Origin of the sequence: Haladaptatus sp. DYF46 (assembly GCF_021083305.1) — an archaeon.
Lineage (GTDB): Archaea > Halobacteriota > Halobacteria > Halobacteriales > Haladaptataceae > Haladaptatus.
In genome coordinates, this window is record NZ_JAJFAY010000003.1 from 105,058 (window position 1) to 127,376 (window position 22,319).

Genomic DNA, 22,319 nt, shown 5'->3' on the forward strand with positions numbered 1-22,319 from the left:
GCCAGCAGTAGAGGCCGTGACCGCGGCAAGACCAGATGCCAACAACGTACGTCGAGAGCGGTGTTCGAGCGCCATCCGAACTAGTTAGTAAACATATATATCCGGGTAACTTAAAATCTCGCATCCAGTACCGACAACGAACGACCGGGCGGACTTTGACCGCGGTGTTCCGTTCACACCGTCCGAAGAATGCTCTCTTCTACTAATTGAGCGCCGTTACGAGAGATAGAGCGAGCCGCCGATCGTGATTCCAACCGTGCCGACCCACATGAAGAACAGCGCTTTTACCGCCCTCATCCGCGTGACTCCACTCTGTTCCACGAGTGACGAGGAAAGCGCCCCTATCATGGCACCGAACAACAGTACGCAGAGGAGGGAACCCCCAACGAGAAAGAGGGAGAAAAGGAGGCCAGATGTAGACCGGGGCACCTCTGATTGACTCATTCTTGTTTACTCTCTCAACCGCGTACCGTAGTATTTACTGAATATTCTAGTTATAACATATCATACCTGTCCGTTCAGGCTCGTGAGAGCCGACGGAACCGAATACAAGCCGAATGCGCCGGTAGCAGTAATTGCGGAAGTGCAAAGAGAAAGCCCTGTGCTTTAGCGCGGGATGAATCCGACACTACCCTCCACGAACCACTGACAATAGCATGGCCTGGTATTCCAATAGATTCTTGAGACAACATACTCATTACAACTGTAATGGTTACGGTGACAGTTACCGCAAAGTTCTACAACCCATCCCTCTCACGCAAGAAAGAGTGGCAACGCGCTACTCGCCTCTACCGTGACACCAAACAATTCTGTATCGAAGGATGGGAGAACGGCGACTTCGGGAAGTCCGTGACCACAGCCAGCATTGGCAACGACCTCTACTCGGCCATCCAGAACCAAGCCATTCGAGAGGCAAAATCCGACCACAACAAGGACGGAGAGGTTCGCTACCGAGAAAGTCAGCCGTTCGCCGTCAACAACCAAAACTGGGAAATCGACTTGACGGAGAACGGTACGGTCGTCGTCGGCTTCCCGTGCGTCTTCCAATGGTGGTACACACCTATTGAAGTGTACGATGACATAGCCGACCCCATAGATCGTTTGGTTGAGGGTGATGCCAAGAAGACGCGACTTCAAGTGTACCGCCGTGGCGACGACTGGTACTGTACGTTCACCGCCGAGTACGACGCTGATACGTCGGGTGAGACACCCATCGGTGTCGATATTGGCGAACGGCACATCCTCGCGGTGACGGCCTACGGTGAGAGTGAGTCAATGCTGGTATCGGGTGGTGAAGCGAAGTACGTTCGGCGCAAATATCGTTCCCTACGCGATTTGCTTTCGGAAGCGGGTGCGCTTCGCGCACGTAACCGTGTGGGTGACAAAGAACAGCGTCGAATCAAAGACTTGAACCACAAACTCTCCCGTCGCCTCATCACGTTTACGGAGCAGTTCGAGAATCCCGTCATTCGGATGGAAAACCTTGAAGGTATCCGCGAGAACAGTTCGTGGTCGGGTGTCCACGCGTGGCACTTCCACCAACTCCAACAGTTCATTACGTATAAAGCCGAACGCGCTGGTATCCGCGTCGAGAAGGTTGACGCCTACCATACCAGCCAGCGGTGTTCGGCGTGTGGGTCGATGGGAACTCGTGATGGCGACCACTTTTCGTGTTCGGAGTGCGGTCGTGGACGACACGCCGACCTGAACGCTTCGGAAAATATTGCACAACGGGAGGGTGAACCATGCACGGGCTAACACTTCGGGTGAGGCGAACCGTGCTCCCTCGCTGGTTGAATAACCAGCCGTCGTTGACGCTCGCTGTATGCGGGGAGGAAGGCCCCATTGACAGGGCTGTACGCGCTGGAAAGCACACTGTTGGTCACAACTCGGTGGCTACCGCTGACGTTCCACGCGAAAGCGTACTTGAGAACCGAGGAAACGCGCAACCTGAATATCCCCTTTGGGGAATCCCCATCCCTTAGAGCGGGGAGGATGTCAAGCCCCCGAATGGTACGAGGCCAATGGCTACACTCGGAACGAAGTCCTCTATCGAGTCGCGGCCGACGCTCCCGACGAGGGCGATGGGTCCGACGGGGACGAATCGAGCGATGAGGATTCGAACGGTGAGAATTCGGACGAAGACGGGGCCCGCTGGGGACGAATCGGGCGACGAAAACTCGGACGGGGACGACTCGGATGGAGATGACTCGGACGGGGAAAACCAACGGGGAGACGACAAATCGGAGGACGACCGCTGTAAGTAGGTCCTCGTCACCTGCCTACGCTTCGCCAGGGAGTTCAGCAGCCACCTCGGAAATCGGGGATTTCCTCCATTAAAATCCTTTCTAAAGAGAAATATTAATGGTGCTACTCGATAGATTCGGAGATATGGTCCTCGAAATACTCTCCAAACCGCGATCGTTTTTCGACGAGCAAGTCGAAAATCCGAGCCTCCTGATTCCAACCGTTATCGTCCTGCTCGCGGCGCTCGTCGCCGCAGCGGGAACCGCTCCACGCGTGGAAGTATCCGGTCAGCTCATCACGAACGGGGTGCAATCCCAAGGGCAACAGATGAATCAATCCACCGCCGATGCCATCGGGACGTTTTCGAGCGTTTTCGGAATCGTCTTTGGATTCCTCGGCGTGATGATCGTCTGGGTCGTGTACAGCGTCGTTTTCTACGCAATCGCCCGCTTCGCGTTCGGTGGCGATGGCTCTCTGGGTGATACGTTCGCCTTCACTGGTTGGGGTTATATCCCGCTCCTCATCAGTCAAGTCATCAGCGCCATCGCCGCCTATTACGTCTACGCAGGCGCGACCCTGCCCGACAACAATCAAGCGGCACAAGCCGCATTCCAAGAACTCCAAAACGACCCGGCGCTCTTCATCGCGAGCATCGTCGGCATCGTGTTGCTGGCGTGGAGCGGTTGGATTTGGACGGCGGGAATGGAGAAACTGCACGGCCTCTCGCGCCGAAACGCCATCATCACCGTCGGAATTCCCGTCGGCATCGCCCTGATTCTGAATATCCTGAGCGTCGTCTAAAGAATACAGCGAGAGTTCCACCGACGCACCGCAGGATGCGCTCGTCATGTTCGCGCATTCTGGACAGTTTTCTTAGCTAAACATTCTTAAGCAATGTCTTCATTTATCCGAACGGAATGTCTGTTATCAGGCTCGACGATGTCACGAAACGATTCGGTTCCGTGACTGCCCTCCAAGACCTTGACCTGACCGTCCACGACGGCGAAATTTACGGCTTTCTGGGCCCGAACGGTTCCGGAAAATCGACGACCATCAACCTCCTGTTGGATTTCATCCGCCCGACGGGCGGGCAGGTGACGCTCTTCGATATGGATGCCCACGCCGAGTCACAGCGGATTCGCGAGCGCGTGGGCGTCCTGCCGGACGGATTCGACGTGTACGACCGCCTCACTGGCGTGCAACATCTCGAACTGACCATCGAGTCGAAACGGGCGGACGATGAGCCGATGGAAATCCTCGAACGCGTCGGCATCGCGGATGCCGCCGACCGTCGCGCGGGAAACTACTCGAAAGGCATGACCCAGCGGTTGGTACTCGGCATGGCGCTCGTCGGCCAACCGGACCTCATCGTTCTCGACGAACCGTCGACGGGATTGGACCCGAACGGAGCGCGCGAAATGCGCGAAATAATCCTCGAAGAGAATCGACGCGGCGCGACCGTCTTCTTCTCCAGCCACATTCTCGACCAAGTCGAGGCGGTGTGTGACCGGGTCAGTATTCTGTCCAACGGGTCGCTCGTGGCCGAGGATTCGATTCGCAACCTCAGACGAAAGATGAGCGCGACGACCGAGCTAACCCTCGTCGTCTCCGAAGTGACGCCCGAGGTACTCGCTGCGATCCGCAGCTGCGAGGGAATCGAGAAGGTGACGAACGAAGATACCCGGATTACGGTCGCTATCGCCGACGGATCGAAAGCGGAAGTCATCGACGCCGTCGAATCCACCGGCGTGAATCTACAGGACTTCTCGATACGCGAAGCCTCGCTCGAAGATCTCTTTGCCGCGTACACGGAAGGGGAGGCGATGACGGCATGAGCTGGCAGGTCATCGCGAAAAAGGAGGTTCGAGACGCGAGCCGTTCGCGGCGTTTGTTCGCGCTGATCGTCGCGTTCGTGCTCTTCTTCGCGGGGGTTTCGTTCGTGGTCATCAAAATCTCGAACTTCTTCCAGGGGAGCGACTCGGTACAGATTCCCGTCATCGTCTCCCTGACGACGCCGCTCGGAATCTTCCTGCCCGCCGTGGGAATCTTCTCCGGGTATCGTTCGATAGTGGGCGAACGCGAGTCGGGCAGCCTCAAACTGCTGCTCTCGTTGCCCCACACGCGAACGGACGTCGTGTTCGGGAAGTTCATCGGTCGAACGGCGATCGTTTCGCTCGCGACGGTGGTCGGGTTTCTCGTCGGTGGTGCCATTATCGTCGCGCTCGGCGCGACGCTGGCCGTGACCGACTATCTCGTCCTCGTCCTCCTGTCGCTCGTTCTGGGAGCGACGTTCGTCAGCGTCAGCGTCGGCGTCTCCGCCGGCCTGCGCTCGGAGAACCTGATCGTGTTGATCGGTTTCGGATTGGTCGTGTTGTTCACGCTCCTCTGGGGAGTGCTGACGGCCGTGTTGGGACTCATCCTACGGCGGTACGGTATCGGTTCGGCCGCGTTCCAAACCGATCTGCTCTCCTTCATCCGGGTGGTCAATCCACAGACGGCGTTCAAGCACGCGTTCTCGGCCGTCTCCGCGGCGAACACTGCCCCCGCTGCTGATGCGTTCTGGCAACAGGGCTGGTTCGGTTTCGTCATCCTCGCCCTTTGGATCGTTCTCCCGCTCGCGTTCGGGCGATGGCGGTTCGCCCGCGCGGAACTGACGTGAACCGGCCGCGGGGACTTCATTCGCCGGTCTATCCGTTACTCTCCGTTCGAAACGTACGCTCGGCGTAGCAACGAGACGCTGGTTACGAATTCCACGGAATCGAACGGGAATCCGGTCGGTGATTGTTGACATCCTCCCCGCCGTAAACGGCGAGGATTCCTTCGTGGGGCGTCGGGCTGTCCAACGCTACCCCGAAGGCAACTTCCTCTCCACACGTGGAGAGTACCGGGTTCGTGCGCTACACGTCGGCCCTCGAAACGAGGGTCAGGCGTATTCGCCCGTCCGAGGTGGACGCGTATCCGCTTGTGCCGTACCCAATACCGCCTGAACCGAGGCGTCCGAATATTGGGCAACCACCCACCTTTGAACAGTGGACGGACACAGGTCGTGCCATCGACCGAACTCTACCGACCCGCGTCAGCAGAGTGGACAACCGCGAACGGGGCAGGCTTTGGTATGCCGTCGCCCCCTCGTTTGCGCGGCCGTTGCCGACTGCCTCCAGTGACGGGTAGGGGTTCTGTGAGGACGGCGAACGAGTCCGAACCACGTACTCCCCGGCGGGTTTGCCACCGGCGGGCGTGGAACCGTCCGTATCGGCGGGAAGCGACCCCGGTGCTTCCGATTGATACTTTACGCGATTGGCTTGTCTCAAGGTACGACGCCAGCAATAGTGTAGTTTTCGGTCGCGTAAAGGGGTGTACGGCGCGTATTCCCGGCCTGAAGGGCGAGGATTTGCGCCTGTTTTTACGTAATAGGGGTCGGTAGACTGCTTATTTCCGATGGTGAGGACACGGTCTGCCCGGGAACGGAACGACGCATTGACACGGGACGCTAGAGTCCCCGTCAGTGCGTCCGCAGATCGGTTGCCCGATGGAGTTCGTATGCGGGGTATTCTGGGACATATCCATTTTGTACTATGACTGTAGTTAAATATATTTTTGAATATCGTTGAGGTGTGTCTGACGAACGCACAATGATAGATGGTGTAAGATGGTTATCCTTAAGAAATGTTTCCGAAGAGGACCGGTTTCTTCCAGAAATATCCGTTTTTCAGGCCATTGTGGGGAGATCTCCGTCTCTTTTGGATAGCTCTGTTATAGTGGACGAAACTCCAGTATGCGTGTGAAACGCATGCAATAGCGTGGGGAAGGACACGAACTTCGAGTCGTGATACGGTGAATCGAAGTTGTCCGACGAGCGCCTCCCAACCCGCTCTGATGGAGATCACGTTAGTTCCATTTTTGTACATATTGATATTATTAGAGCAAACGATAATTATATATCCCGTTCTGTGTACCTTCGGCCCATGACAGGTGGTACCGACAAACGGAGAGTAGCGATGAGGCGGCGGGGACGATACCGTCCGGTTGCAGACGCGGTATCGATGAACGAACCGGACGAAAGGTGCGCCGAGAGATCACCGAGTAAGCCGTCGAAGACGAAGCAAGGTGGTGAATCGCCATGGCAAGCGCACTCGAAATAGTTCTCGCGGTCCTGCCGCTGGCAGTCATCGCCTACCTCATGATCGGACGGTTTTGGCCCGCCACGCGTGCGATGCCGCTCGCGTGGCTTTCCGCCGTCGTCATCGGCTTCGTGAGTTGGGGAATGACGCCGACGTGGATCGTGGCCGCGACGATAAACGGCTTCGTCACCGCGGCGAACATTCTCTGGATCGTTTTCGGCGCGATCTTGCTGTTGTACACGCTGAAACAGACCGGTGCCTTCGAAACTATCAACGCCGGGTTCACCTCCATCAGCGAGGACCGACGCGTGCAGGTCGTCCTCCTCGTCTTCCTGATGGGATCGTTCATCGAGGCCGCCGCGGGATTCGGAACCCCGGCGGCCGTCGTCGGCCCGCTGTTGGTCGGTCTGGGCTTCCCCCCGCTCGCGGCTGTCGTCGTCGCGCTCACCGGGAATCTGATGGCCATCACCTTCGGTGCGGTGGGGACGCCGCTCATCATCGGGTTGCAGGACACGTTTGCAACGGCGAACGTAACGACGCCCGCGGGGACGACGGTACCCGAATGGGTCGCGCAAATCGGCATGTGGGCTGCGTCGTTTCATGTCATCGTCGGAATGCTGTTGCCCTTCATCGGCGTCGCCATGATGACGCGGTTCTTCGGCGAAGAGCGTTCCATCAAGCCCGCACTCGAAGTGCTGCCGCTCACCCTGTTCGCGTGGTTCACGTTCGCGGTTCCGTACTGGCTGACGGCGTACTTCGTCGGGCCGACGTTCCCCGGCCTCATCGGCGCGATGAGCGGGATGCTGTTCACGGTCGGCGCGCTGAAAGCCGGGTATTTCCATCCCGACGAGGAGTGGGACTTCGCCCCGCAGGAACTCTGGCCGGACCACTGGGTCGGCGACATCGAACCCGGCGAGACGTCTCAAGGCGACCGATCCGTCGCGGCAGACGGCGGCGTCGTGACGAGGCAGATGCCCCTTTGGAAGGCGTGGACGCCGTACGCACTGCTGGCGGCACTGCTGGTACTCACCCGCGTCTGGACTCCCCTCACCGACTTCCTGACCAGTACGCTCGTCCTCAAGTGGTCGAACATCCTCGGAACCGGCCTCGACAACGACTTCGCTCTCCTGTACCTACCGGGAGCGGTGTTCGTCGTCGTTCACCTCATCACCATTCCGCTGCACGGCATGAACGGACGCCAGATAAAGGATTCGTGGGTCGAAACGGCCGAAAACGTCACTCCCGCGGTCATCGCGCTATTGTTCGCGGTTGCGACCGTTCAAATCATGATTCAGTCGGGGAAGGCCGCCAATATCGACAGCATGCTGGTCATCCTTTCGGACGCGACGGCGAACTTCGCCGGTGGCGTCTATCCGTTCTTCGCGTCGCTTGTGGGCGCGTTCGGCGCGTTCCTTGCCGGATCGAACACGGTGAGCGACATCCTGTTCGGGACGTTCCAGTACAACGTCGCCGAGAACCTCGCCGTGTCGCGAACCATCCTCGTCGGCGCACAGGCCGTCGGCGGTGCGATCGGGAACCTCATCGCGGTTCACAACGTCGTCGCGGCGCTCGCAGTCGTCGGCCTCGTGGGACAGGAGGGACGCGTCATTCGACTCGAACTCCTCCCGCTGGCTTACTATGCGACCATGACTGGCATCCTGACGATGCTGTTCGTTTACGTCATCTTCCCCGGCGTTTTCTGACGCCGTCACACTTTTTTCGACCCGGACGCGTTTCACACGCCGTAATCGTTCCACAACCCGGTCATATTTCGAGCGATAACTACAAACGGATGTGCTGAATTACCACTGTTGGGTATCAATCGATGAATCTCGACGAATTTGTAACCCTGCACGCACCGAACGAAACGCAAAACACTTTCGAACTGGAGAGTTCGAAGATGCTCGACATCTCTGTGGACGGGAGCATCATGGCACGAGCGGGGTCGATGGTCGGCTACACCGGGGAGATCTCCTTCGAACAGAAATCGGCCGGTGGACTGACGGGAATGCTGAAACAGAAGGCCACCGGTGAAGGTGCGGTGATGATGAAGGCGACCGGAACCGGACATCTCTATCTGGCCGACCAAGGCAAGGAAGTCCAACTCCTCGAACTCGACGCCGACGACGAAATCAGCGTCAACGGAAACGACGTATTGGCGTTCGAGGACAGCATCACGTGGGACATCAAGATGATGAAGAGTATTGCCGGAGCGTCCTCGGGCGGTCTGTTCAACGTGTATCTCGAGGGACCGGGATATATCGCGATAACGACACACGGTGAACCCCTCGTCGTCCCGACGCCGGTCAACACCGACCCCAATGCGACCGTCGCATGGAGCAGCAACGTCTCGCCGAGTTCGAAGCGGGATTTGAACCTCAAGAGCTTTATCGGACGCACTTCCGGAGAGACGTACCAGCTTCAGTTCGCTGAGGAGGGAGGATTCGTCATCATCCAGCCGTACGAAGAAAGACAATCTCTAGAATAGTATCGCACAATCTTTCCTATCAAAGACAACGTGTTCTTTGTTTACGCTATAGCTTCGGTTGTGTTTCTAATCTTATCTGATGCAGTCTGTTCTCAAATAGATAGAGAATTGCACAAATTCGGACCTTTTGATCCAACTCCAGATGACTTACGCGGGGTATTGTGTGTCTATATTCATATAGATTATATGTTGGAATTGGGATGGCTATGTAATATAGAAATGCCAAATAGAATAAGAACCACAAGAAGGTTTGAAAAGTGTAAAGAAGTGGTTTACTCTAAGGAAGATCGAAGATATGCCACGAGACCAGATAGACCACCGATCGCTGTGAGCGTACCGAAACCAGGCTGACCATTGGACGAGGTCGTTTTGGTCGGACCTGTGGTACTCATCGTACTAGATACTGTCGTCCCGCTCGTTTCTGTTGTCTGAGCTATTTTTGTGGACGAGCTCGATTTGGTGCTGCCAGTGACCGTAGATCGAGTAGTTGAACCCGTGTCCGTCTTCGTTGAGGTCGTATTTGTATTGGTTGAGCTCGTCGTTGTTTTCTTTGTCGTGGTTTTGGTAGTGTTCGAGCCCACGTCTCTCCCCAGAACATGGAAGTTTCCGTACTCAGTGTACATCCAATCCGTAGTTGAGTTCATTGGATATGTTGACGTGTATATTTTTCCATTAGCAACAATTGGAGAATTAGCTGCGGGACCATACTCCTCAAAATTCCACCCGCCGAATTCGTGACGCCATTGCTGTTTGCCAGATGCAGCATCTAGCGCTAAAACGACTGCGTTACCTGTGTCAGTCCCGAAATCACTTCGCCCGCCAGCATAGAGAATACCATTGCCTACGGACAACGCTCCCGAGATTGTTGCATTTGCATCATATGACCAAGTCTCCTCCCCATTGCCCACATCGAGTGCGTAGATGGTTTTTCCGGTGTGGAATAGAACGTTATTATCCGCGATTGTAAGTCGAGGGTTCGCCCAATTGACTTCGGTTTCAGCTGAATATGACCAGTGAACTGACCCATCGTTACTGGATCGGGCTTTTATCACCACTTTAGAGTTACTAGTGTTCTTGACACCGAAAACTATCCCATTTGATACAGTTTGGAGCCTCTCTTTCTCACTGGATACATTCCATACCATGGACCCATCATCAGCATTCAACGCGATGCCATTTTCGTAGAAGAGGAGATCATCCGCAAAACAAGCCGGTCCACTGGCCACATCAGTCTGCCATATGACCTCACCAGTGTTCAAGTCATGCTCGCCGGCACGACCTGAACCGCTGGCAAACAGTCTACCATTTACGATTAACGGATTCGTAAGACCGGATGAATCCTCCTTATTCCATTTCTGTTCCCCGGTAGCGGCATCGAGAGCGAAAAAACCCGATGAATTAGAGGATTCCGATCCATTAGTGCCAAAATATAGTACCCCGTTTTCATATGTTGGAGTTTCTGGCGGAGATATTCCATCAAATCTCCATACTTCACTTTGTGTTTGTGGATCATACGCAGCCACATAGCCGCTACCAGTCGATGGCGTGTGTTGGGTTGTTACTGCTAAATACAACAACCCATCCGCGATAATTGGTTCGACTGTATGCATTCCCCCATTTAAATCGAACGACCATTCCGTCGCGATGTTCGTCGCTGGACCACTGTCAGAAGTTGCACCGGTGCGGCCTGCACCCCCTCGAAAAGTGGTCCACGGACCACCTGATTCTTCGGCATCCACTATTGTAAGGCTAAATCCAGACCCGATTCCAGCCGCTGTCCCAACGATACCGACATTCTTTATGAAACTCCGCCGGGTAGATTTACTCATATCAAAATATCCTAGATTATATGTAATAAGCTTTGTGATAAAGTTGATATTTTGAGAATTTATTAACTTACGGGAGAGTTCCCACTATTGTCAGATCTGGTGCTTGAACCACCCAATACAAAAAAGTTAGAATACAGTAGATATTCGTAGTCTAGCATCGAACCAGCAGGATATGTATTAGTGTATATCTTTCCGTTAGCCACGACAGGGGTTCCCGCTGCTGGTGGCTCCTCCGGTGAAGTTTCGAGTGATTCGGCATCGAGCAAGTGAACCCATTTAGTATCTCCCGAGGCGACTTCGATAGCGTAGATGATCGCTTTACCTACGCCTGGTTTAGATGGAAACATGTACCGACCGCCGATATACAGCGTTCCGTTAGCTACTGTTAGTCTACTGAAGAATTCACCGGCTAACCCTTTTGTCCATTGCGTCGATCCATTTTCAGGGTCTAAAGCTATCACGACATCTCCTTCGTTCGAATCGAAGAGAAGAAGAGAATCCTCAGTAGCTGCAACGCGCTTTTCTACTGCTGCCGTACTGTCGAGATCGTATGTCCAATCGAGGGATCCATCTGTCAAGAGTCGAGATTCGAGTGTTACCGTGTCATCGCTGCCATCGATATATTCTATCCTGAGATAATAAACTCGGTTGCTGGAAACAATGTGATTCGCATAAGTCGACCGATCATTATTCAATCTCCATCTTACCGATCCATCGGACGTGTTCAATGCCGTTCCATCACTAAAGAGGAGTATCCCATCTCCATAGCTTATAGCGCCATCACTCCCGTCTGTCAAAGTCCCGATTCCTTCTGTGCTCCATATCGTCTCCCCAGTTCGCCTATCAAGTGCATACGCACCGTTTTCGTTTGCCGTGAAGACACGTTCCTCTACAACGAGTGGTGAAATCCAACGGAGATCATCTGTTCGACTCCATTCGATACTGCCGTCGGTTAGATTGAGCGCATATAGTCCACCATTACTTGCTTCGGGGTTCTCCGGAACGTTGGTAGCGACATATAGTAACTCGTCATCCACTGTCGGGGTTTTCGGTGATGGAAGATCGGACTGTTTCCACTTCAGATTGCCTGTCTCATGATCATAGGCGCCGATGTACCCTTCACTTTCTCCGGCACTACTAGTTGTGGTGATAGGGAGGAACACCGTTTCATTAGCGATAATCGGTTCTTTATGCAACATACTACCGTCCAAATCCAACTTTCGATCCGTTGTTGCGTATGGTTCTGGGCCATCCCCGGAGATGGCACCAGTCCGATTTGGATTTGAACGAGCCGTTGTCCATGCGCTGCTAGCAACCGAATTTTCGGTATTAGTCTCTTCAGCGACAATATTGCCGCTTTCAAGCGATATTGCACTCAATGTGATACCGATAGTTTTTATAAATGACCGTCGATTATTCCTTTGATCTTGTAATTGAAGTTGGTTTCTCATTAATTGCATTATACAAAATAAACATACAATATATATCTTTTGGTTGTAGAAACAGGGCATTAAAATAGTAAATATTTTATATCGAGATGAATGAATTCTTCTTATCTCATGACAACACCCATTAACGAACTAGATAATGGCCAAAATACCAAACCAAGAACATATAAATATAACTATGCTGTTTCCGACATCACGATAAATACTCCGGTGGAAAATCGAGAACAAACGGATGCGGACGAAACGTGGAATTCACATCCGGAACGACAGACTTCTGACTTGCTAATGGGGGGCGAGTGAATGTCGATATATAACATTGTCGCTGAAGGTGCAGATAACGACGGTAACACTCCAATCGATGGCGTACTGGAGGACGTTGCCGAAGAGAATGCCACGATAATCTTCCCCTCGGGAACCTATAAACTCGATGAACTCGTCGTTCGATCCGGTGTAGACGATCTAAAACTCATTGCACCAAACGGTGCTCGCCTCGTTCCTGGCCAGTCGGGCGATAGTATCCGGTGGATCGATGTTTACTCACAGGGATTCGTCATGGATGGATTCGAACTGGACATGCGGAATACGCCAGTTCCCCCATTTGTGCGGATGAATTACGAATCCGGAGATTGGGAACTCAAACGGTTGGTTACTCGTGGAAAAGTGCGAGCTGCCACGGACTCTAATGTCAGGTCTAACGATTCGAGTGAAGCTCGAACCTATTTTAGACTCTCTGCAGCAGAGGGCACACGTGGGCTTTTACAAGATTGTTACTTCCATGAGGGGGCGTGTGAACCCGATGAAGCGAGTAATCGGAGGGCGATTCTAGTGGAGTCGGGAAAAGGTGAACTCGTATTTAACCGTTGTTGGTTCGAGCTATGGGCTGAAAACACGATGTATGCCAAGAAGCTTGAAGGTCCTATGAAGGTATACAACTGTTTTCAACGAAATACCCAAAATGGTATGCGATTAGGTGGTAACACTGAAGTCCGTAACTGTGTCTCAATCAAGGACGATAAACACCCGATTCAAGCGTGGTCTGGCGGAGCACTCCAGCGTGGAATAAACGCAGAGGGTTCGAACCCAACTGATTCATCGAGGGGTATCAGCAGTCATGAGGGGACTCTTACTATTGCTGACTGTGATTTCTATCACCGCTATCCCGAGTCCACTTGTGGGGGACCAATTACAGGACCGACACCGGTTGCACGAATCGACGTACAGAATGTCAGAATCAGCTACCAATCTCACAAGAGTCACGACGCGATCTATACATTGCCCGGCCGGATGAATAATGGAGAAATAGCAAACCTCGAATACCTTAGACTACGAAATATCCAAGTCGAGAACGATCATCCGTACACGTATGCAGTCTCCATTGATCAGACGCCAGATGAATGGGGGGAAATCTCTGGTGTCTTGGGTGGGTCTGGGAGGCAAACAGATTCATCCTACGTCCGGGACCGAGTTACCACGAATGGTGACCCAATACCCCCTAATACACAACCACCATTACTAGAACCACCTGAACTTGGTCAAGTACCACTCCAGTCTGCTCAACTCGTTAAAATTGATAATCAAAGAAACGATTCGGAGGCATCTTATTTGATTAGAGCAGGTAGCGATATTTTACCGGCGGGAGATGATAACGCAACAATCGCAATGGACTGGGGATCGGATAATTCACCAGTGAGACCACCAGATTCAAAAGTCGCATCTGGTGAAATCCCGCCAGGAGAAGTCTATACATTTTACGTTACTGGTGGCATCGTTTTCACCTCTGGCAGTGGATCCGCAAAGTGGAGTGTTGATAGAGTCCCCTTCAAACCAAATGGTGCACTTTCTACAAATAAAGTTGCTGTATACCAACCAGATAGTGAAACCTGGCATGAGGCGGATCTGGAATCGAAAACTCCAGGAATTACAGTTGGAAAGCCACTTTCCAGTGTAGGTTGGCAACCTGCTCACGTACGCTTGCGGAACACCACTGATAGCGAGTTTGCTTATAAACTTGAAGAGTGGAACTATCTTGATGGGGCACATAGTAAGGAATCATTTAGTACGATATCAATTCCTCCTGGAGAGTTTGAATTTGAAATTAACAGCGATTCTTCTTATCGGGTAAGAGCCGGGACTATATCAACTTCAGATGAATTCACAACAAAATCCCTGAATGGGTTCTTTGGTTCAAACACACCTGTAGTTTTGACACAGTGTCAGTCTATTAATGGTTCTGATCCGGTTGTAACGCGTCTCCGTGGTATCTCATCAGACGAATTTGAAGTGAAAGTACAGAAATCTGAGGCAAGCAGTAAACACCATGTTGAAGAAACTATAGGATATATTGCTCTTGAGCAAACTTCAGGTTACCTAAATGGAAAATTATTCGAAGTACAGAGAACAGCACAATCAGTTACTGATGACTGGTTCTACATTCCATTTGAGAAGTCATATTCAGATCCACAATTCATTGCAGATTTGCAAACCTACATCGGTTCTAACCCATCTAGTCTTCGTTATAGAAACCTTTCGAGTAATGGAGTAGAAGTCAAAGTAGAAGAAGCAAAGAGTGAAGATAGTGAGGTCGATCATACAACTGAAGTAGTTGGATACGCTGTTTTCGAGGGATCACCACTTATAACAGATACAATATCCTCTGAATTATCTAACGACGAAGAATGGAACCAATTTAAATCCAGTATAACTTCTGAATATATTATCATTGCTAAACCTCTCTCAGTTAATGGCTGGCAACCGGCGCATGTTCGTCTTCGAGAAACAGGTGATGGGTCTATACAATATCAAATTGAGGAGTGGGATTATCTTGATGGAAATCATAGCAGCGAAACATTCCACACATTGGCTACACAAGCAGGCGATCACGAGCTGTCTCTCTCGGATGGATCACCATATCTAGTGAAAGCAGGAACTGTCATGGCCTCAGATGAGCCCAATACGACTTCATTTGAGAACTACTTTTCTGGAACACGACCAATCGTTTTCGCACAAGCACAAACCCACCATGGCTCTCAAGCAAGTGTAACACGGCTATCTGACATTACAAGTGAGTATTTCACAGTTCGTGTTCAAGAAGAACAAGCACATGCTAACGGGGGACACGATCTAGAGGCAATCGGATATATTGCACTTGAAGAGAAAACTGGCGAATTAAATGGTAAACAGTTCGAAGTAAGTCGCACGGATGAAAGAATCACTGACAAGTGGTCTCGGATTGCCTTTGAGCAGAAGTATGATTCTCCCCAATTCATATCAGATATACAAACGTACAATGGTTCTAATACATGTGCTCTTCGATATCGAAATCTTTCTTCAACAGGGGTAGAAGTAAAAATAGAGGAAGAACAAAGTATAGACGATGAAATGGATCATGGTAAAGAATCAATTGGATTCGCTGTTTTCGAGAGCTGAGGATTTAATAGAATATGCTATAAATTGTAACATAATTAAAAACTAACCCACATTGGAGTATTTAGTATACTATCAGACATGTTTTAGAAATAATAGCTCTGGTTAGTTTAGGCTCTTTCTGGCAGGCGCTTAATTGTGCGAGGATGTGGTCGCTGAAAGTTATTGTAATGTAAAACTCTTAATTCACTGCTAGACGCTGGGACGAGTGCCTACTCACAACGTATAGAAGCGGTCAAACCATGGTTTAAGCGTGTGAAACCACTTTTCGAACAGGATCACTCAGTATAGTCAAGCCGATCGCGCAATCCAACTCGAAAGAAGAAAGCCAGATTCCCGTATCCAACAATGAGAAACATAGTGGCCGAGAGATCACGTTTCTCGGCCAATCTAGACAGAAGCATAGCCGCTGAACCAGTGCAATGCCAATCAAACGCTCCGATACCGATCAGTAACTTTGTTTCGGATCTATTGAATCATAGAGCCAAAACTACCTTTCATTAATCTTAATATCAGTTTTGCCGACTACAACTCACGTCAGCGATGCCATCACCAGATCACGACGCGTTTTGGTTGGCAACGAGATCTTTGCTCTTGTGAACGACGGTAAGGCAGAGACGTTTTAAGATACTTGATGGACCTATTGAAAGATCGTTTGATGCGAACGTTTCATGTCGAGAACCACGAAGATCACCTGTGTTTCTCTAAGTAAACAACCGGTCGCGCGGAGTCGTATAACGAACACTCTGACAGGCATCCTCAGAAATCTCCGATTTCTGGCGTACAAATGAGACGCATTTCGACTCGTTAACGCTACCATCCGCTCACGCTACCAATATTCAAACCCAGCCGTTTCTAAACTATCACTGAATAGGTTTGCGAGTAACATTAACTACTACCTTATCGACCTGCTCATCCTTATATAGACAGAGAAGGAAATAAATACTTCCTTAGATTAATATGAATCAAAATAGAAATTAGACCTCCAACCCATTGGTTGGTTATTTTAAATAAAGAAAGGAAGGATACTCTTTTTATGAGATGGTTCTAAACTCACTTTAGCCAACGCTGAATGACCCCTATGAATCTGCAAGACAATCAGAGCGCTTCATCTCACTCGGCTTTGAACCCATTCACGAGTGAGTTTCGTCCGTTTGCCCTCGTTCAGCTCCTGTTGATTCCACTCCTTTTCGCAGGTGTCCTTTTAGGAGCACAGAACTCACCGGAGTGGTTTGGTTCGTTCCACCTCGACCTCCTCTTCCTCTATGTCACACCGCTGTTGTTACTCGTACACACCTACTATCGAACCGATAGAGGACTGTGGATACACGTCGCACAGACGTCTTTGCTGATACTCTTGACGTTCGTTCTCCTCAGACAGCACAACCTGTACATCCCGAGCGATGGACGCACCTTGCACGTCGTCTTCGTCTTCCTCCTGTACGCGATCTACCCTCTCATCGGGTACGACATCGTGGAGTTCCTTCGGAGCCGAGCGATATACGTCGGTGCGTACGTCGTCCTGTTAGCGGTGTACTTCTTTCACGTCAACTCGATGAGCGCCGGGTCAACGAAAGCGTCGTTCGTCGTTTATATGGCGCTACTGTTCGGGATCAATCTCTTTATTATTCCGAGATACGTCTCGAGGAACGTCTTCCTGTGGGGGGTGTCGCTCGCTGCCGGGTTCATGGTCATGCTCGGACTGCCCGTCTACATCATCGGATCCTACGACATCTGGTGGCTCCACCCCCAACTCTTTGACAATCCTGCCACCCTCCCAGTTCCCGGGATGGAGCTTCACTATCTACAGTCCGTACTTTCGAATCCGAATATTCTCGGCGTCCTTACCTTCGCAGGCGCGTTCGGAGCACTCGTTCTGGCTACCGAAAATCTCATCCGGCGACGGTTCCTCATGGTGCCGATTGCGTCCGCGCTGTTCTTCCTCAACGGGCTTGGCATGTTTCTTTCGTACGCTCGTGCATCGTGGTTAGCGATGGGATTGGCCACTATCGTGTACGTCGGATACGTACTGTTCGATAATCGGAGCGTCCCGTTCACGGTGATTCCGCTCGCGCTCGCGTCAGCTCTCTTCCTCGGCAGTGTCCTTTTGGCGGTCGGACCGATAGACGCCAGCGGTCGGTCGCCGCTCTGGTTGGCGGGGATTCAAGCGATCAAACATGCACCGTCCTCGCTCGGTTACGGAGTCGTCAACACGCACGCTGTGATCGAGCCGTTTATCACCGAACCCTACTTACGCGGCCGCTCACCCCACAATTCATACGTTCAGATATTCCTGCAAGTCGGTATCGTCGGTGGATTGGCGTATCTCGTGATCGTTCTCGGGAGCATCGTCGAAGGGGTCATTCGAAGGAACACCGTTGACGTTCCCATGCTCGGGTTCGCCTTCGCATTCGCGGTCCACCAGACGTTCGACGTCTATACGCTGTTCAACAACGCAGTTGCATCGATACTTGCGACACTGGTGTTCGGTTACCTCATCTGTGGATACGAGCGAGCGGATTGAACATACCCTCGTGCCCGAGTTCGATGTGACGGTCAAATCAGCGTAAAAATCGCCGCCCAGATGAAGAGAGAGGTGACGGTCGCAACGAGAAACGCGGTCCAGAAGTCGGAGAAGTCGGGAACGTCGGGGATAGTCGGGCCGGCGATCGCCATGTCTGCTCGTCATTTGTTCTCCACGGGTTAATTACTGTCGGTTTATATATACAGTCATTAAATAGACACACATCCCTTCGAGACCCCCATTGTGGTCAGCAGACGTACTCTACGGATGGGGTGTGCCATCTCCAACCGTGACTTCATACGAATATTGATGTTTCTGAGCTCGCATTCGCGTTCGTCGAATCCCTTTCTCAAGAGGGATATCGAGTAGAACATATCCATCCGGATATAAAATCATCCACGCGAATCGGAAACCGAATCGCCTTTGCCCCTCGCCCGAAACACCCATCCATGGTCGACGAGTCCCTTCTAGTCGCGTTCGTTGCGGGTATCCTCCAAGGTATCTTCGAGTGGCTTCCGATCTCCAGCGAAGGCAATCTCACCCTGTTCCTTCGCGCGATGGGCCACCAACCCGAAGCGGCGCTGCGCTTTTCTCTGTTCCTCCACGCCGGAACCGCCATCGCCGCGGCGGTGTACTATCGCGGCGAACTCGAAGGCGTTCTCGGGTCGCTCCGAGGGTGGCGTCCCGATTCGGCGTTTCAGGACCGACAGGCCGAACTGTCGTTTCTCGTCGTCGCGACGCTCGCGTCGGGTATCGTCGGAATTCTCGCGTACAAAACGCTCGATGCGGTCGTGTCCGAACTGGCCGGTGGTGGGTTCGTCGCGCTCATCGGCGTGCTGCTGATCGGAACGGGAATCCTGCTCCGCTCGGCCGACCGGTTCGAGTTGGGGAACCGGGAGACGCCCACGCTGACGGATGCAGTTCTCGTGGGGGGAATGCAGGGACTCGCCATCCTTCCGGGTGTCTCGCGGTCTGGAACGACCGCTGGAACCCTTCTGTTCCGTGGATACGACGGCGCTGACGCGTTTCGGCTGTCGTTTCTGCTCAGCATTCCCGCGGCCGCGGGGGCAGGCGTGTTGGTGGTCCTCGAAACAGGCGGTCTTCCCGCCGTTTCCCCCACAGTTGCGCTCGTCGCGCTTGCGACCAGCGCCATCATCGGCTACGTCACCATCGACGCCCTGTTGCGGGTCGTCGAACGCGTCTCGTTCTGGGCGGTCTGTGTTGGAATAGGAACCCTGGCGATCGCCGGCGGCGTTTTCCTGCTCGTTGTGTGACTCGCTCGTCCGTCGCGGGTAGTCGTGGTTCGTTCCCCCATCCTCAAAACTCGTTCCTCTCGTCCTCAAAAGCCGATGAATGCGTAACCGATTCCGAACGTCCCGAGGAGGATACCGGTCGCAATCATGGCTTCGTCTTTCGTCATCTCTCTCGACTTCGAGTTATGGTCCATCAATAATACATTCTTTTATACGAAAACTGAGAGATTCTAACACAAGTCCGAACACGCTTCTCGACTCGTGGTTGCCCACCGATATCCCGACGGCCACGTACCGAACCACCGCTCTCGGTAGATGGCTACTCCCCTCGTTCCCTTCGTACCTTCCCCGAGCGGGTTACAGGAGAAACGCCACTGATTGGGTGATTCCCAGCCACAGCACGACCGAGAGCACGAATGCGACGAGGTATCCTTTCCAGAACGTATTCATCCGTTCGAACTCCCTCGTTCGTGCCGTCGGACGGTGCAACCTGTCCAGAGCGCCTGGCAGGCGTGATATTCTCTCCCGTCCATACGAGAATCCCGACTGCACGTCCCATTGTAATGTGGACGCTACTTTCCGTAGGGAGAGGATACCGTTCGTTAAGCATTGGTCTACTCCCGGTTAAAGACCGCATCTGTGGAACTGTAATTTCCCATCTCACGACACAGTTGACACACCAATTTCATAATTATACAGTTATATTGAATCATTTTAGTATTCTATATGTTTATTTCGGTCAATGTAGGGCGTAGCATTTATGAGATTGCAAAAATACTTAATCAAGTAGTGCTCTCCACATTCCGTTATCGTTTCACGAGTGTTATCGGAACTATTTCACTCGTCGTACTTTCGGTCCTCGTCGCGAACGACCCGTCGGTCCAATCGTTCGTTACGACGGGCGTTCCGGTACTCGAACAGCTTCATTCGACGGTTCTTCCCGTGGCGAAGCTCGGAATCGCGGGTCTCATCACCGTCTTCGTTGTGACTGTATGTCTCATCCCCATGTTCAAACCGCGCCCTCGTCGAGTATTGGACACGCTCTCTGTCACTGAAAAGCGCCTGTTTATCGCCGTTTTAGGTCTCGCCACACTCGGCTACGCGGACTATTCGTACCGTCTCCCTCGTTCGACGCTCATCATCATCACCGCACTGCTCGGAATCAGCCTTCCGGTGCTGTTCGTCGCGATTCGCCGACAACCGACCGATACCAACGCACCTGCCATCGTGGTCGGTGACGACGTACGCTATGTCGCCGACGTTCTCAAAGCCATCAACACGCCCGTGTTGGGCTACGTCTCTCCACCGAGCGGAAACGAGATTGACGAGCGCGAGTTGGAACGCGTCGTCACGGACGGTGGGATGGAACAACCGCTCCCGGGTATCGAACGGCTCGGCGGCCTCTCCCGTTTCGAAAACGTCCTCATCGAGAACGGCGTCGACACCGCCATCTTGGCCTTCTCGACGACGGACCGGGCGGAGTTCTTCGGCGCGCTCGATACGTGTCACAAACACGGTGTGACCGCGAAAGCCCCGAGTCGGCACATCGATAGCGTTCTCACGAAGACGGAAGCGACGGAGGACGACGAACTCGTCGAAATCGCACTCGAACCGTGGGACTGGCAGGACTACGTGTTCAAACGGGTATTCGACGTGTTGTTCGCCTCGGCCAGTCTCCTCGCGTTCGCACCGCTTCTCGGCGTCATCGCACTGGCGGTCAAACTCGACAGCCCCGGTCCCGTTTTCTACAGTCAGGCCCGGACCGCGGAGTTCGGCGGCACGTTTCAGGTGTACAAGTTCCGGAGCATGGTCACCGACGCGGAGGCCGAAACCGGAGCCAAAGTCAGCGAGGAGGACAAGGGTGAGGTCGACCCGCGGGTCACGCGTGTCGGCAAAATCCTCCGACGGACCCATCTGGACGAAATCCCGCAGCTCTGGTCCATTCTTACCGGCGATATGAGCGTCGTCGGACCTCGACCCGAACGACCGGAACTGGATTCCGACATCGAAACCGGCGTTGTCGAGTGGCGAAAACGGTGGTTCATCAAGCCCGGCTTGACCGGACTCGCACAGATCAGCGACGCAACCGGCCACGAACCTGCCAAGAAGCTTCGATACGACGTCGAATACATCCGCCGACAGTCGTTCTGGTTCGACGTTCAAATCGTGACGCGCCAACTCTGGCAGGTGGTCGGGGATGTCGACGACCTCGTCCGCGGCGAAGAAGAGCAATAATCGAGCGACGCTCGTTCAGACCGCGCTGATTTTGTACACGAATTCGGAGGAACTCCGTCCGGTCGGACAGCGGTGCGGCCTTTATCGCCGCCGGAACGGTCGCCTCCGGGTTGGATTCGGAATAGCCGTCGTTACCGTCGTCGCCGTTCTTTCGGACGTACATCGTGACGGGTTCCGTAACCGAGAGATGGGAAGTACGTACGACATCAGCGGACACGGTTTCCACGTCCAATCCTGAACGGGATGGCGTTTCGTTTCCGTTCGTCGTTCGGGTCGCCGTCGTGGTAGTGACACCCGCCTGTGTTCCCTTCGCCTTCGGTTTCGAACCGCCCAACCAGTTACCGAGGAGCGCTCCGGACCCGAGTAACCCCACTCCTCCGAGCACGTTCCGTCGGACTATATCGACTCCCTCCGCGTGCATTCGATCCAGTTCGTCCCGAATGATCTCCCGTATCGCTCGTATTTGATCGACCGGCTCTCCGATTTCTCCGCGATTTCCGCATTCGTCCGGGGATCGTCCATTATATTTGATATCCTGAATATCGGTTAAAACTTCTTCATTGTCGACACTACAATATCCTTATAGTTTTCGATGTGATAAACCCGAACGCAGATCCCAGGAAAAATTCCACACTATTCTTCATCCCGAATTTACTATACAAGAAAGTTCGACTCTTTCCGTTTCGAGACGGGTCGACCCGTATTTTTTCCGAAGATTCGTGAGACGTTCTGCAACAGTTGATTTTTATCC

Annotated in this window: 14 protein-coding genes; 12 read left to right on the forward strand and 2 right to left on the reverse strand. The window is 52.9% G+C overall.

Annotated elements, in window-relative coordinates:
• Window positions 1-708 precede the first annotated feature (708 nt).
• From LJF34_RS16590 to LJF34_RS16620, 7 genes are all read left to right on the forward strand, one after another.
• Window positions 709-1,758 (forward strand): transposase, encoded by a 1,050-nt coding sequence (locus LJF34_RS16590; RefSeq protein ID WP_231186415.1) that lies wholly within the window; start codon window positions 709-711, stop codon window positions 1,756-1,758.
• Window positions 1,759-2,024: 266 nt separating this feature from the next.
• Entirely contained in the window at window positions 2,025-2,267 is a 243-nt protein-coding gene (locus tag LJF34_RS16595) for a hypothetical protein (RefSeq protein WP_231186416.1), read from the forward strand.
• Between the two features lie 124 nt (window positions 2,268-2,391).
• Window positions 2,392-3,048: a Yip1 family protein gene (locus LJF34_RS16600; RefSeq protein ID WP_231186417.1), complete on the forward strand. Its 657-nt coding sequence runs from the start codon at window positions 2,392-2,394 to the stop codon at window positions 3,046-3,048.
• A gap of 116 nt (window positions 3,049-3,164) precedes the next feature.
• Entirely contained in the window at window positions 3,165-4,082 is a 918-nt protein-coding gene (locus LJF34_RS16605; protein ID WP_231186418.1) for an ABC transporter ATP-binding protein, read from the forward strand.
• Window positions 4,079-4,906, forward strand: coding sequence for an ABC transporter permease subunit (locus LJF34_RS16610; protein ID WP_231186419.1), 828 nt, complete (start codon window positions 4,079-4,081; stop codon window positions 4,904-4,906). The genes LJF34_RS16605 and LJF34_RS16610 overlap by 4 nt, the downstream gene beginning before the upstream one ends.
• Before the next feature lie 1,461 nt (window positions 4,907-6,367).
• On the forward strand, window positions 6,368-8,071 hold the full coding sequence (locus tag LJF34_RS16615) for an L-lactate permease (RefSeq protein WP_231186420.1): 1,704 nt from the start codon (window positions 6,368-6,370) through the stop codon (window positions 8,069-8,071).
• Between the two features lie 122 nt (window positions 8,072-8,193).
• Window positions 8,194-8,856 (forward strand): AIM24 family protein, encoded by a 663-nt coding sequence (locus tag LJF34_RS16620; RefSeq protein ID WP_231186421.1) that lies wholly within the window; start codon window positions 8,194-8,196, stop codon window positions 8,854-8,856.
• A gap of 272 nt (window positions 8,857-9,128) precedes the next feature.
• Here the strand turns inward: LJF34_RS16620 and LJF34_RS16625 are convergent, their stop codons facing one another.
• Together LJF34_RS16625 and LJF34_RS16630 are read right to left on the reverse strand one after the other, a co-directional pair.
• The gene (locus tag LJF34_RS16625) at window positions 9,129-10,685 is read right to left on the reverse strand and encodes a PQQ-binding-like beta-propeller repeat protein (RefSeq protein ID WP_231186422.1); all 1,557 of its coding nucleotides are present in this window, start codon (window positions 10,683-10,685) and stop codon (window positions 9,129-9,131) included.
• Window positions 10,686-10,747: 62 nt separating this feature from the next.
• A complete protein-coding gene (locus LJF34_RS16630) occupies window positions 10,748-12,136 on the reverse strand; it encodes a PQQ-binding-like beta-propeller repeat protein (RefSeq protein WP_231186423.1) in 1,389 nt (462 codons plus the stop codon).
• A 297-nt stretch (window positions 12,137-12,433) separates the two neighbouring features.
• On the opposite strand from LJF34_RS16630, the gene LJF34_RS16635 reads away from it, so the two are divergent.
• From LJF34_RS16635 to LJF34_RS16655, 5 genes are all read left to right on the forward strand, one after another.
• Entirely contained in the window at window positions 12,434-15,559 is a 3,126-nt protein-coding gene (locus LJF34_RS16635) for a hypothetical protein (RefSeq protein WP_231186424.1), read from the forward strand.
• Window positions 15,560-16,730: 1,171 nt separating this feature from the next.
• Complete coding sequence (locus tag LJF34_RS16640) at window positions 16,731-18,080, forward strand: O-antigen ligase family protein (protein WP_231186425.1); 1,350 nt, start codon at window positions 16,731-16,733, stop codon at window positions 18,078-18,080.
• A 449-nt stretch (window positions 18,081-18,529) separates the two neighbouring features.
• Complete coding sequence (locus LJF34_RS16645) at window positions 18,530-19,354, forward strand: undecaprenyl-diphosphate phosphatase (protein ID WP_231186426.1); 825 nt, start codon at window positions 18,530-18,532, stop codon at window positions 19,352-19,354.
• A gap of 921 nt (window positions 19,355-20,275) precedes the next feature.
• On the forward strand, window positions 20,276-21,568 hold the full coding sequence (locus LJF34_RS16650) for a sugar transferase (protein WP_231186427.1): 1,293 nt from the start codon (window positions 20,276-20,278) through the stop codon (window positions 21,566-21,568).
• Window positions 21,531-21,806, forward strand: coding sequence for a hypothetical protein (locus tag LJF34_RS16655; protein ID WP_231186428.1), 276 nt, complete (start codon window positions 21,531-21,533; stop codon window positions 21,804-21,806). Before LJF34_RS16650 ends, LJF34_RS16655 begins: the two co-directional genes overlap by 38 nt.
• Window positions 21,807-22,319 lie beyond the last annotated feature (513 nt).